This window comes from Gemmata obscuriglobus, from assembly GCF_008065095.1.
GTDB lineage: Bacteria > Planctomycetota > Planctomycetia > Gemmatales > Gemmataceae > Gemmata > Gemmata obscuriglobus.
The window spans coordinates 1,735,968-1,748,878 of sequence record NZ_CP042911.1; the positions used below are offsets into that span (position 1 = coordinate 1,735,968).

Here is a 12,911-nt window from a genome sequence, read left to right on the forward strand (position 1 = left end):
GGAATTGAGACGTGTGCCAGGAGTCAGCGGTCCAGGGCGGCCGCAATTCCCGGATACAGTGCGGCAAGGGCGGCATCGACCTCCGCTCTGCTGCCGAGCAATGCCTTCGCGTCTCGCGGTGGGGCGTCCGCACCTGCCGCCGGTTGCCTCCGAGGAGGGGCCGGAGTGGGAGCCTTGTTCGCCAGGGTCAGGAACTGGGAGCCGTCCACATAACCCGCGTGTCGACCAACAACTTTGCCCTCGGGAGTCGCGATAACGAGCGTCGGAAATCCGTCGATCCGCAGTGCGGCGGTGAGACGCTGCTCCTTGTTCCCGTCGAGCTTAACCGGTACGAACCGCTCATTTAGGAGCTTCACGGCCCTCGGGTCACGGAACGTGGTGGCATCGAACTTCCGACACCATGCGCACGCATCCGTTCCGAAATCGAGAAGCAGCGGGCGTCCGGTTTCAGCCGCCTCTTTCCGTGCGGCCGCATAGTCGTGCCGCCACTGGATCTCCTGTGCGTACGCGGCAACAGTAGTAGACGTGAAGGCAGGCAGAGCAAGTAGTGCGGAAAAGGCGAGAGGCGTCCTTGGCATTCGTGCTTCCCACGCGAAACCGACCCGTAACGGTTCGTACACACCGATACCCAGCACAGAACACCAAGTCAACCCAACTGGGTGCCCCTATAGATTTTGGCAGCCTATAGCGGTTAGGCTACTAACCTCCGAACTACCCCCGAGGCACGGATGCCGACGCTGACCATCGAATACCAGACCGAGAGCGAGCGGCTGATTCTGGAACAAGCGGTGGCGTTCCTGACGCAGATGAGGCCGGTCGCCGCGACCGCGCCCGACGGGACGGTCCTGGGCGCGTGTGAGCGCGTCGCCCTCGACTCGGGGCGCCGGCTGGTCCGGGACACGTTGGCTTCCGCCGTTCAGGATCGGGCCAACACCACCGACGCTAAAAAAAAGTCGGCGCGCGGCTCAAGGGGCGGCGCCCGCGGTGGCTCCTGACCGCGCTGGGGCGCGTCCGCCTGTTCCGTCAGTACGCCGTCACCACCGACGGCGGAGCGTTCCCGGCCGATGCCGTTCTGGGCGTCGACGGGTACGTGACGGCGGCGGCACAGCGGATGGCGGTGCTCGCCGGCGCGCGGGACGCGTTCGCGCGAGCCCAGGTGATGTTGCGCGAGCTCGCCGGCTGGGAACTGGACGACGAGCTGATCCGCCAGCGCACCCACGCAACGGCCCGTCGCCTGAGCGCCTCACGGGGCACCCGCACCGACGACCGCCGGTTCACCGCCGCCGCCGGCGCGGTCGAGGTTCAGATCGACGCCGGTAAGGTGAACACCACGACCGGGTGGCGGGACGTCAAGGTGTGCGCGATCGGTAAGCGGAAGCCCGGCAAACCGGCGGCACCCGCGGAATGGGGGGACCGCGTGTTGCCGCCCCCGACCATTCGCACCGTGGTCGCGAACGTCGAGGAGGCCGGTGCGTTCGCGGTGCGGGTGCGGGCCGAGGCGGACCGGCTGAAGGTGACCACGGGCGCGGACGTGACGGTGCTCGGTGACGGCGCCGAGTGGATCTGGAACCTGGCGGCGGATGTGTTGCCCCAGGCGGCCGGTGTGCTGGACGTGTACCACGCGGCCGAGCACATCGGGACCGCGGTGAAGGCCGTCTGGGGTGACACGGCGGAGGCGGCGGCGCACCGGCAGAGCGGGCTGTTGGCCGTGGTCGCGGGCGGGAAAGCGGGGATCGAGCGGTGGATCGCCGACCGATTCGGCGAGCTGCCACCGGGGGCCGACGGGGACCCGCTGAGGGACCTGGCCGGTTACCTCGGCGCGCACCCGACGCGCCTGGGGTACGCGGAACGGCTGGCCAAAGGCCGGAGCATCGGCAGTGGGCTCATTGAGGGCTCGATTAAGCAACTGGTGAACCGACGGATGAAGCTCACCGGCGCGCGCTGGCGGGTCGAACACGTCGGACCGCTCGTGGAATTGGCGGCCGTCGTTGATACCCCGGACTGGCATCACTTCTGGGCCGCTGCTTGAGCATCGCCAAAATCTACAGGGACACCAGCAATTCCCGGCGAGCGAAATTCGGCTTGAAAAGCTCGAATTCGTGAGCCCTGTTGGCCTCGGCGGGGTACGCTCGGTCCGAGGCGGCCGTTGTCGTATCGCCCTGGGATCTCGCTGGGGCGTGGTCATGAGCCTACCCGTCAGTTCCCCGCGTGCATATGAGGACCTGCACTCCGACGCCCTGATCGCGTGCGCCCGGGAGCGGTTCGAGACGATCCCGGACGCACGCCGCGGGCCCACGTTCTCGCTGCCCGACGTGCTGATGGCGGGGCTGGCCCTATTCGCCCTCAAGGCCCCGTCCCTACTCGCGTTCCAACGGCGCACCCTGGACCACAACCTGCGGCACGTGTTCGGCCTCACGGGCCGGCCCAGTGATTCCCAGATGCGGGCCGTCCTCGACGACGTGGACCCGGACCACCTGCGGCCCGTGTTCCGGGACGTGTTCGCCCGGTTGCAGGCGGCTCACGTCTTGGACGAGTACCGGGTGGACGGGTGCTACGTGGTGGCCCTGGACGGGGTCGAGTACTTCTGCTCCCAGAAGGTCCACTGCCCCCATTGCATGACCCGCCGGCACGCCAACGGGGCCGTGTCGTATTACCACCAGATGCTCGGGGCCGCGGTCGTTCATCCGGACTTCTCCGCGGTCCTGGCCCTGGCCCCCGAGCCGATCCAGCGGGCCGACGGGGGGACCAAGAACGACTGCGAGCGGAACGCGGCCCGGCGGTGGTTGGGCCGGTTCCGCGAGGAGCACCCGGACCTAGCCGTTCTCGTGGTCGAGGACGCGCGGAGCAGCAATGCACCCCACGTCCGGGACCTTCAGAAGGCCAGGTGCCATTTCCTCCTGGGTGTCAAGGCTGCGGACCACGCCCACCTGTTCGCGCACGTGTGCGCCCGCCAGGACCAGCACGCGTTCGAGGTCGTCGAGGACGCGGACCCGCGGACCGGGCTCCGCCGCAGCTACCTGTGGATCGCCGATCTGCCGCTGAACGAGTCGAATGACGACGTGCGGGTGAACTTCGTGCACCTGGTGGAACTCGATCCGGACGGGACCCCACGGGAATGGACGTGGGTCGCGGACATGGCCGTCACCGGGGCCAACGTGCGGCAACTGGCGCGGGCCGGGCGGGCCCGGTGGCGGATCGAGAACGAGACGTTCAACACGCTCAAGAACCAGGGGTACCACTTCGCGCACAACTTCGGGCACGGGGACAACAACCTGTCGGTGGTGCTGGCGCACCTGATGCTCCTGGCGTTCCTCTTCGATCAGGTGCAGCAGATGTGCAACCCCCTGTTCCAGGCGGCGGTCGTGAAGAAGGGCGCGCGGGCCGCGGTGTGGGACGGGGTCCGGCACCTGTTCGCGTCGTTCGAGGTGTCGTCCATGCGGGACGTGTACCAGGCCCTGGCCGTCGGGTTCCGGCGGCCGCGCCTGGACGAGTGGATCGAGCCCCCGTCGGGACCAGGCCACGCGGATGACACGTCGTAGTCACGGCCACACATCGCACCCGTCGAAAACACATCCCAATGCAAACCGCCGCAGCTGCGCCTCGGCGTGGCCCGGGTACCCGCGCGACTCGATGATCGATCTGACTAGAAGAAGTCACATTTGTGAGATCAATAGGCAATTATACGCGAGCGCCGGGAATTGCTGCAGGGACACCCAACCCAACTTCAGTAGTTTAAGATTCCTGCGATTCTGACGAGATCGATCACGAGAAGGCGAACCCGATCAGTACCCTCGGCGCGATTCGAACGCGCGACCCCCGGTTTAGGAAACCAGTGCTCTATCCCCTGAGCTACGAGGGCTAAGTCTTTAACTGCCAAGCAATTGTGTTCATTCGTCTTTCGAGGACTTCTGCCTTATGGCACCCAGCATCAAAAGCGGAACAGTCCCTGTGTATGAGAGCAATTCTACGGCGCCCGGGTTCGCCAACAAGCCGGACAAGCCACCCCCCCGAACTCCTGCATACCCCACGCTACCCGACACGAACGGCTCCAGAATTGGCATCAGCCGAACCCAAAGTTGGGGTGTGCCTCTTGATTCCCAACTCCAATCATCATCTCTTTTTCGGCAGTTGTGGCAGCACGACTGAGTCCGCATACCGCTCGGGATCTTTCTCGAACTTCTCTTTCGCGGTGGCGTTGTAGAAGTACACCTTCACCCCCTTGTACGTCGCAGACGGGTCCTTTTCGGACACCTTCTTATCTCGGTGGACGGGGCAAAACTGTTGCTCGATCCCGCGTTTCGGCAGTTCAACCCCGGCGAGGGCCGGAATGAACTTCGGGTCGAGGTACGCGGCCGGGTCGCGGCGGTACTTCGCCACGCACGTGTCGCAGCACAGGTAGATCTTTACGCCCTTGTAGGTCTCGTGCTTTGAATAGACCGGGTCGATTTCGTCCTTGGTCATCACCGGACAGAACTTCTGCTCGGCGGGTTTTGGCGGGTCCGCAAGCACGGCGGGAGCGACGATAAAGGCGACGAAAGTGAGGCTTGTGCGGAGCATCAGAGCGGGGTCCGAATGGGTGTCGGCCGTCAGGTGTGCAGAAGCGCGAGCACGAGCACAAGGAACAACATGTTAGCCACGACGATGACGAAGAACAGCAACGCAAGGCGAGATAGATCACGCACCAACTCGCCCGTCGAGAACAGCCGTTCTGTGTCGGGCGCCGGTTGTTCGTGTGTTTCGGTCTCGGGGGACGCGACTCGCGTGCGGACCCGGGGCGGGAGATCGTCCCACCACCGGCGCGCGTCGGCACCGTCGTTCCTGTTCCGCATCACCATGAGCGAGGTCCTGTTCTCGGCCCGCCGCGAGGCGCCTCGCGGTCACGATCACATGAATTTGGACGGTGAGAGGGCACGAACGGAGAGTGCGGTGAAATTCTAACCCACTGTCGGCTGCGGCGGTATCGAAAAATGTTGGGTGGCAGAGGTCAAGACGTCAGGAGTCAGTTCAACCCCAGGTCGGCGGGGCGGTTGGCGCCGGAGGTGGTGACGGCGGATTCACCGGGTACGGCAGCGCCGGGCCTTCAGGGGCGGTTCCGGGTTGCGCCGGCGCCACGTCCGGCGGGACGCTCGGTACCGGGTCACTCGGTCGCGGCTGCGGGTGCGGTCGGGTCGGCACGTCCGGACCGGGTGGGGTCGGTATCGGTGAGGTGCTCATGTGGCTCTTTCCTGTATGCGGAGTGCGGGCGATACCCACGACCTGTTGCAACCGTTGTGCCGCGCGACCGCGTCAACCGTACCGCCAACCGCGGGCGGGCCAGGAATTTGCGGGCGCCGCCCCCCTTGTACCGGTGCCGGTCGCGAGCGAGAATGCTCGGTAACGCATCCGAACCGCCAGGGTGACCCGATATGCGCGCCCGGTTGGTGTCCGCCGACGGCGGCCCGTCCATCGATTTGGTCAAGGACATGACGCTCTTCGGCCGGGACGAGGACTGCGACACGCGCCTCGACCACAAGAGCGTCTCGAAGTTGCACTGCGTCGTCGTGAAGACGGACGGGTTGCTCCTGTTGCGCGACCTCGGCAGCACGAACGGCACCCGGGTGAACGGGCAGCGCGTGCGCCGCGCCGCGCTGCTCCCGAACGACACGGTCGCGATCGCGAACCTCAAGTACGTGGTCAAGTTCGGCGTGGAACTGGAGAAACTGGAACAACAAGAGGAGCCGCGGCCCAAAAAGGAGCCGGCGGCGCAACTGCGGCGCAACGCCCTGCCCGACGTGTACCCCGAGCAGAAGTGACCGTAAGGGCCGAAACCGGGTCCCACTGGTCGGGGCCGTCAACGGCGGAGAGAATACGGTGTTATCGCCGGTAGCGGTGTCCCGCCCTCTCAACCCACAGGAGACCCTGAGCCATGACGGTCATGATCGCGATCGCCCTGTTGACAGCCCTCGCGCCCCAGCCGACGGCGCAGCCGGCCGGTGAACTGAAGCTCGCCAACGTGCGCACCACCGTCGGCGAACTCGGGCCGACCCGCGAGGTGTCCAAGATCCTCCCCGGCGACGTGCTGTTCATCGCGTACGACATCGAGGGCATCACCATCGACGGCGAGGGGCTCGCGCGTTACACGATGGCGATGGAGGTGGTGAACGCGGCCGGCGCCCGCATCCTCCCGCCGCCGAGCGAGCCGAAGGTCGAGCCCCGCGAGCTGACCGAGTTCGTGCCCCTGCGCGGCAACAAGCTGCCCGCCCGGGCGTTCGTCACCGTCGGCCTCGACCAGCCGGCCGGCGAGTACACCTGCAAGCTGTCCGTCACCGACTCGAAGACCAAAGCGACCGGCAGCATGAACCTGAAGTTCGAGGTGACGAAGAAGGACTTCGGGGTGGTGGCGGTGTACACCACGCACGACCAGCGCGGCGAGCTGTCCGCCCCGACCAGCGGGCAGGTGGGGCAGACGGTCTACGTGCAGTTCAGCGTCGCCAGCTTCGAGCGCGACCCCAAGACCAAGCAGCCGGACGTCGAGGTCGTGTGCCAGCTCCTCGACGACAAGGGCGCCCCGCTGCTGACCACCCCGCGGAAGCACATTCAGGACGCCAAGGCCCCGCAACCGGTGAAGGACGCCGACGGGGCGTTCGCGCTCCAGTTCCCGGTGTTCATGAACCGCCCGGGCAAGTTCACCGTCGAGATCACCGCGACCGATCGCGTGTCGAAGAAGGCTTCGACCTACAAGTTGCCGGTGACGGTGAGCCCGGCGAACTGAGCTTCCGGGTAAAGAACCGAATGCCGTAAGCCGGGAGCGCCCTGGAACCGTTCCCGACTTACGACATTCGGCCTTCCGGTAATCGACCGAAGCGAGCGGCGGCGCGTACAATGCCCTCATCTCGTTTCACCCGCAGGCTCCCCGATGAACAACCTCGCCGACCAGATCGCGCGCTTCCGGAACATGGCTCAGGAGGACCCCGAGAACGACCTGGCCCACTACCGCCTCGGGCAGTTCCTTCTCGAAGACGGGCAGGCCGAGGAAGCGGCGAAGTGCTTCCGGCGCACGCTCGAAATCACCCCGGAATTTTCCACGGCGTTCAAGTTCCTCGGCGAGAGCCTGTTGAAGCTCGACCGCAAGGACGAGGCGATCGAGGTGTTCACCAAGGGCTGGTCCGTGGCCGACGACCGCGGCGACCGCGTGCCCCGCGACGCGATGGCCAAGCACCTCGAGCAGCTCGGCGCCCCGGTTCCGAAGAAGCAGGCGGCGGCCCCGGCGGACGACGACGGGCCGGGCACGGGGTTCCGGTGCGAGCGGCCCGGGTGCATGGAGGGCAAGCGCGCCCGCCAGCTCGACAAGCCGCCCGTGCCCGACGCGATCGGGCTGCGCATCCACCAGGAGATCTGCTCCGCGTGCTGGACGCTGTGGCTCAAGGACCTCAGCGTCAAGGTGGTGAACGAGCTCCGCCTGGACCTCAGCTCCGAGGGCGGGCAGGGCGAGTACGACAAGAACATGCGCGAGTTCTTCGGCTTCGAGCAGGACGCCAAGTGACTTCCACCCTGGTTCAGTTCGGTAAGTCGGGGTTCGTCGGCCGGTTCACGGCCGACGAGCCCGCCGCGCGCGGCACGCGCGTGGTCGTACACTCGCCGCGCGGGGTCGAGTGCGGGCTGGTGCTGTGTGCGCCCGGCGAGCCGTTCTCCCCGGCGCTCCCCGTCGAAGGTCAACTCCTCCGGACCGCCACGCCCGATGACGACGCCCGCACCGCAGGGTTCGCCGCGCGCGAGGGCGAGTTGCTCGGCGCGGCGAACGAGGCGGCCGCAAGCCGCGCGTTGCCCGTCACGTTCGTGGACGCGGAGCTCACACTCGACGACCACCTGATTCTCCACGGGCTCGCCTGGGGCACTTGCGACGCCACGCCCCTGTTCGAAGACCTCTCCGCACGGTTCGGGCTCGCCGTGCGGCTCCTCGACCTGTCCCGCGCGCCGGTCGCGAACGACCCGAAAGAAACCGCCGGCGGGTGCGGCAAGCCGGGGTGCGGGTCCGGCGGCGGCGGGTGCTCGTCGTGCGGCACCGGGGGCGAAAAAAGCGGGTGCTCAACCGGCTCCTGCTCGCGCGGCAAGGTCAAGTCGGCCGACGAGCTGTCCGCGTACTTCGCCGACCTCCGCAAGCAGATGGAATCGGCCACGCACACACGCACGCCGCTGGTGTAAAGCTGGCGGATGTCGGTCTTATTTCGGCTTCCCGTCTGCACCCCACGGGTCGATTAACCGGAGTTGCTTTGCCGCAAGTGCAGCGTAGCAGTCGGGCAGGTCAAACGACCGCAGCACGCCGGGCACGAAGCACGACAGCGGCCACACGTATTGTTCCGCACGCGCAACATCGGAGTAGCTCGCGAGCGCGTTCTTCAACGTCACCCGCGTGACCAGTCCCGAAAGCAGCGCGGCGAACGTCGCCGGGATCGCTCCCCACCCCTTCGCGACGAGGTGAACCTCCTTGTGGCCGACGGTCTTGAGCCACTCGAGAACACGAAGTACGTCAAACGTTTTTTGTCCGACATAGGGCCGGTCCAGCATGACGCCATGAGCGGCGTAGAAGTAGTCGCTGCCGTAAGCGGTGAGGAACTGGTTCGTCCCGCCACAGGTGTCCGGCCGCGACTCGCCCACCCCACGCACGTCGCACGCGTAGAAAACCGTTTTCGGTTCCGCTTTCACCAGCTCCGTGAGCAGCGGTTCGTCACGCAGTTCCGCGTCCGCGGAGTGGTGCGAAACGTACACGGTCGCGCCGCCGGTGTTCTTCGGTGGGCGAGAAAGGTGCTGTTGGTCGTCGAGCCGGTACACCACCGCGACCGCCGGCTTCTCCGTTTCGAGGGCGTAAGCGGTCGCGAACGGTTTCGGATACTTGCGGCCCGTAACCGGGCGCAGGATGCGGTAGTCCGGCGCGCTGTCGGAAGTGGGTAGGTCGAGTGCGTCACGCACCCGCTTCGCGAGCGCCCCCGGCTTTACGCGCCGCGCGTCTTCGAGTTGCCGCGCCGTTGCAGCGGTAAACGAGAACACCGTGCGGGAATTCAACTCGCTCACTTGCCCCTTCGGGGCCGCATACAGATCCTCTTCTTTCTCGATGACCAGCTTCGGTTCGGTCTTCACGTCAGACACACCGGTCACCGTGTTGAACCACTGGTACATGGCTTCACGGTTCTCGATGCTGTACCCGTGCCCGGTCGGCCCGACGTGCAATTTCACGTTCTCTTCCGCGCCGAGCAGTTTGTACAGGCGCCGAAGTCTCCCGAACGCCTCTTCCGCACCGCGGACATCAAAGTAGTCCTTCTCCTTCGCGAGTATCACAACGGGTTTGGGAGCCATGCACCAGGCCATTCACGGTGGGCTACTCTTGTTTACGTGCCTTAATTTTTGTCCGGCTGCTCTTCCGTTCGTCTTCGAGTAACCGGGCGGTCGAGACATGCGGGCTATTGTCGTTGATGCGCGGGGGCTTCTGTTTCGTCGGTTTACGAGGCGGTGCCTTCTGGACCTTCTTCAGGTTGATCTTCGCGGCCCAGTCCCGAAGCTGCGGGGCCAGTTGGTCGGCCGAGAGGGTACCGAACACGACCCACTCGGCCGGAGGGAGGGCGATCATCATGCCCGGGTACACGGTGGCCCATTCCAAGGCCACGTAGTACCCGGATACATCCTTCTGCACCGTGTCCGCTCCGTGTACCGCTCGCATTGCGGCCTTGAGCACCGCGAGCACGTTGTACCCCACCACCGCCACCGCGAACCCGAACAGGGCCGCCTTCGGATACCCGAGCGTGTTCACCTCGCACCGCAGCGCCACGGTCAGCTCGTGGAACGCGCCTTCGATGGCCCACCGCCCCCGATACACGACGGCCACCACCACCGCGTCCGCCTCGTCCTCCGGCAGGTTGGTCAGGATCTCGATCTCCGCGTCCCCGTCTCCGGTCGGATGATCCAACCGCACGCGCACGCACCGTACCCGCAGCACCGGCTCACCGCCCACGCACACCCACACCGGTCGCTCGCTCACCCACCCGGTCGCGGTGCGCACGTCCGGGGTCCATTCCCCGGCCGGGTCGAGTGTGGTGTTCCCGTGTCGGCGGATCGCGAAGAACGCGCCCCGCTGATCGATCCGGGACACGAACTCGGCGGTGCAGAAGTTCCGATCCGCGACCCACACCTGGTCCGGTTGCACCAGCGGCACCACCTGATCCAAAAGAGCCCGCTCCTGGGTGTGACCGTCCTCGCATGGGATCAGGTCCGTGATCCGCATCTGGGCCGGATCCAGAACCGCAAGGACCAGCCCCGGGAGCGGTCCGGCGGTGCGCCCGCGGGTCACCCGGAGCCGCTTCTGGGTGGCCCCCAAGTGATTCCCGTCCAGAACCCGAACGGCCCGGCCGGACAGCACCGGCGAGCGCTCCCCACCCAACTGCTGGATCAGCTCGTGGCACCGATCCGCCACGTGCCGCACCAACGCGGCCGACACCGCCGGCTCAAGATGTTGCAGCTTCTCGTACACCGACTTCAGGGACACCGGGATCCGGTCCGCCATCTGCTGATACGCCGATTGCACATGGTGCGCCTTACCGCACACCACCGCGCTCATCAGCTCCACCACCGTGGAGAACAACAGCTCCCGAGTGTACCCGCGCTCCGCCACCCGTGCGAACAACGCATCCAGAGCCGAAGCCGACAGCGCGTGTTCGATCGTGGCACGGGACATGACGCTTAATGGGCTCTCGTTCATGAATCGCTCGAACACGGCGCCAAGAATCATGAGCCCGTCCGTCCGTAGAGCACACTAATCGTTCCCTGGAAACACCTTACAATTACGGACGGCACCGTGAATGGCCTGGAGCCATGCACGCGAGGAAATCTGCGTGGTCCAACCCGAGCGCGAGGGCGTGCGGCGGGCACTGCTCGGTGTCCGCGGGCAACTCGTTTTCGAGGTTGCGGCGGAACGTCGTCACGAAGCACGCCGGTGCGGCCATCGTCCACTGCGGTTCCAACCCGCACAGCCACGTGCTCATCGTCCCGCCGCCGCTGTTGCCGGTGATCCCAACGTGCCTTGTATCGACCTCCGGTCGCGACAGGAGGTAATCGAGCGCGCGAATGCCGTCCCAGGCGCGCCAGCTCCCGAAGAACTCGCCGACGAGGAACTGCTGGTTCCCGGCGAGCAGGTGCTCACCGACCCCGACTCCGGGGCGATCGGGCTTCTCAACGTGCGGGTACTGCGACCGCTCGCCCTGCCCAATGGGGTCGAAGATGAGCACGACGTACCCCATCCGCGCCAGCCCCTGGCTGAACGACTGGTACGCGGGTTCCGCTTTCCCGTTGTGCGAGTGCCCGCACGAGCCGACGACGCCCGGGAGCTTCTTGCCCTGTTTCGCGGCATGCGGAACGTACAGGTTGGCCGTCACATGGAAGCCGGGGCGGCTCTCGAAGGTCACCTTTTCAACCGTGTAAGCATCTCGTTCGAGTTTACCGGTGACACGCGCGTTGAGCGGCGTCTTCTCCGGGAACGGACCGAAGCACTTGGCGACCTTGGCCCGTACGCCGCGAACGAAGGCTTTCGCGTCGGCTTTCGTTGCGAGCTTCGCGCGGGTCTCGTTACCCCGCGACTCGGCGGCCCGCACCTGTTCGACGTACCAGTCCTGCACGGTCCGCGGAAAGCGGTTGAGCGGCCCGAGTGGCGTCGTCGGTTGTTTCTCCCGCGTAAGGGCGGGACACCCGTCGCACGCGAGTGCGAGAGGCATCGCCCCCGTGGTTCTCAAGAAGTGCCGGCGGGAGACGAACGTGAGGGGGTGCGGCATGGCAGGCTCCCGTGATGTTGACGATGAACCTATCCGACCGCCGCGCGTATCGCAATGGAGCCGTGAGCCCACGGACCGACGAGTGGGATCAACCGATCGAGAAATGGAGCGGTCGGCGCACGGCGACCTCTTAGTCCCGGAGCAACCCGGCGTGCTGGGCCGATACACCTGAGCAGCTTTGGAATAACGGTAGTTGAACGTCCGGCGGGCGGCGAGCCGTCGGCACGTCGAGCCAATCGCCCACAATTTGCGCAACGAGCCCAACGAACGACGGGGGCGGCTCTTGATCACCCGCACAATTTGAAAGGCGCGGATTCACTTAACGGAAAAGTTCGCTGTACCAGGAGCGCGCGCGCGGGGCGGGAGCGGGAACCTTCACCGGTAGCCCCTGAAGAATCGCGGCCCCCCAAATGCCCGCGCGGTCCGCAGCCGCGCGGCCGGCACACCGAGCCAGCGCCTCGTACCCCGCCCGGAGGTGCGGCCGACGGCGGGTCATCCGGTGGCCGTCGGAACCGAGCAGGTGGATGACGCCGCGCTTCGCCCAGTCCCGCAGAGCGCGCCCGACCGTGCCCGATGGCGGCTCGGCCAGCGCGCCCGCGGTCACCTGGATCAGGCACCCCGCGGCCGCGAGGTCGTCGACCGTTTCGGGATCGTGGAGCAGTTCGGGGTAGCGCTCGGCGTGAGCCACGACGAGCCGCACCCCGGAGCGGCGGAGCGCCCCCGCGAGCGGACGCACGTCCACGAACCCGCTCGGCGGCATCTCGACCAGCAGAAACTGCCCGTGGTCGCCGATGCTCAGCAGCCGCCCGGCGCGGAAATCCGCTTCCAGGTCCGGGGTCAGCGCCACCTCGCCGGTCGGATGCACCGCGAGCGGAACCCCGTTGGCCTTGAGCTGGCTGGCCAGATGGGTCGCCGCGAGCCGGAGTTTCGTAGTCGTGTTTTCGGGGTAGGATTCGTTCTGATGCGCGAGCGCCGTGACGTGTGTGGCGCCCTCCTCCGCGAGGAGCCGGCACATCGCCAGCGCCTCGGAGGTGTCGGTCGGGCCGTCGTCGAGGCCGGCCAGCAGGTGAACGTGCGTGTCGACGAGCAAGGTCATGTGGAACCTCGGTCGGGGACCTC

13 protein-coding genes and 1 tRNA gene are annotated in these 12,911 nt (G+C 66.5%); 7 read left to right on the forward strand and 7 right to left on the reverse strand.

All coding sequences use genetic code 11. The features are described from left to right. Positions 1-23: 23 nt before the first annotated feature. Positions 24-578: a thioredoxin family protein gene (locus GobsT_RS07220; protein ID WP_010034519.1), complete on the reverse strand. Its 555-nt coding sequence runs from the start codon at positions 576-578 to the stop codon at positions 24-26. Between the two features lie 150 nt (positions 579-728). On the opposite strand from GobsT_RS07220, the gene GobsT_RS07225 reads away from it, so the two are divergent. From GobsT_RS07225 to GobsT_RS07235, 3 genes are all read left to right on the forward strand, one after another. Beyond that, positions 729-995, forward strand: coding sequence for a hypothetical protein (locus tag GobsT_RS07225; protein ID WP_010034518.1), 267 nt, complete (start codon positions 729-731; stop codon positions 993-995). Positions 996-1,111: 116 nt separating this feature from the next. Continuing rightward, entirely contained in the window at positions 1,112-2,029 is a 918-nt protein-coding gene (locus tag GobsT_RS07230; RefSeq protein WP_010034517.1) for a hypothetical protein, read from the forward strand. 154 nt (positions 2,030-2,183) lie between these two features. Then, positions 2,184-3,539 carry a hypothetical protein gene (locus GobsT_RS07235; RefSeq protein WP_050790206.1) on the forward strand — a complete coding sequence of 452 codons (1,356 nt, stop codon included), beginning with the start codon at positions 2,184-2,186 and terminating at the stop codon, positions 3,537-3,539. Positions 3,540-3,786: 247 nt separating this feature from the next. Here GobsT_RS07235 and GobsT_RS07240 read toward each other — a convergent pair. Together GobsT_RS07240 and GobsT_RS07245 are read right to left on the reverse strand one after the other, a co-directional pair. After that, positions 3,787-3,859: transfer RNA gene (locus GobsT_RS07240), tRNA-Arg, on the reverse strand. Positions 3,860-4,110: 251 nt separating this feature from the next. Continuing rightward, entirely contained in the window at positions 4,111-4,557 is a 447-nt protein-coding gene (locus tag GobsT_RS07245) for a hypothetical protein (RefSeq protein WP_010034515.1), read from the reverse strand. Positions 4,558-5,405: 848 nt separating this feature from the next. On the opposite strand from GobsT_RS07245, the gene GobsT_RS07250 reads away from it, so the two are divergent. From GobsT_RS07250 to GobsT_RS07265, 4 genes are all read left to right on the forward strand, one after another. After that, on the forward strand, positions 5,406-5,792 hold the full coding sequence (locus GobsT_RS07250; protein ID WP_010034513.1) for an FHA domain-containing protein: 387 nt from the start codon (positions 5,406-5,408) through the stop codon (positions 5,790-5,792). Positions 5,793-5,905: 113 nt separating this feature from the next. Beyond that, positions 5,906-6,751, forward strand: a complete 846-nt coding sequence (locus GobsT_RS07255) for a hypothetical protein (protein WP_010034512.1) — start codon at positions 5,906-5,908, stop codon at positions 6,749-6,751. A 144-nt stretch (positions 6,752-6,895) separates the two neighbouring features. Continuing rightward, the gene (locus tag GobsT_RS07260; RefSeq protein WP_010034511.1) at positions 6,896-7,522 is read left to right on the forward strand and encodes a Fe(2+)-trafficking protein; all 627 of its coding nucleotides are present in this window, start codon (positions 6,896-6,898) and stop codon (positions 7,520-7,522) included. Beyond that, a complete protein-coding gene (locus GobsT_RS07265; protein WP_010034510.1) occupies positions 7,519-8,181 on the forward strand; it encodes a hypothetical protein in 663 nt (220 codons plus the stop codon). Before GobsT_RS07260 ends, GobsT_RS07265 begins: the two co-directional genes overlap by 4 nt. 18 nt (positions 8,182-8,199) lie before the next feature. Here GobsT_RS07265 and GobsT_RS07270 read toward each other — a convergent pair whose 3' ends face one another. From GobsT_RS07270 to GobsT_RS07285, 4 genes are all read right to left on the reverse strand, one after another. Next, entirely contained in the window at positions 8,200-9,330 is a 1,131-nt protein-coding gene (locus GobsT_RS07270) for a hypothetical protein (protein ID WP_010034509.1), read from the reverse strand. A gap of 22 nt (positions 9,331-9,352) precedes the next feature. Further along, complete coding sequence (locus GobsT_RS07275; protein ID WP_010034508.1) at positions 9,353-10,756, reverse strand: IS4 family transposase; 1,404 nt, start codon at positions 10,754-10,756, stop codon at positions 9,353-9,355. A 52-nt stretch (positions 10,757-10,808) separates the two neighbouring features. Further along, positions 10,809-11,792 carry an alpha/beta hydrolase family protein gene (locus tag GobsT_RS07280; RefSeq protein WP_010034505.1) on the reverse strand — a complete coding sequence of 328 codons (984 nt, stop codon included), beginning with the start codon at positions 11,790-11,792 and terminating at the stop codon, positions 10,809-10,811. A gap of 319 nt (positions 11,793-12,111) precedes the next feature. Then, a complete protein-coding gene (locus tag GobsT_RS07285) occupies positions 12,112-12,888 on the reverse strand; it encodes a tyrosine-protein phosphatase (protein ID WP_010034502.1) in 777 nt (258 codons plus the stop codon). Positions 12,889-12,911 lie beyond the last annotated feature (23 nt).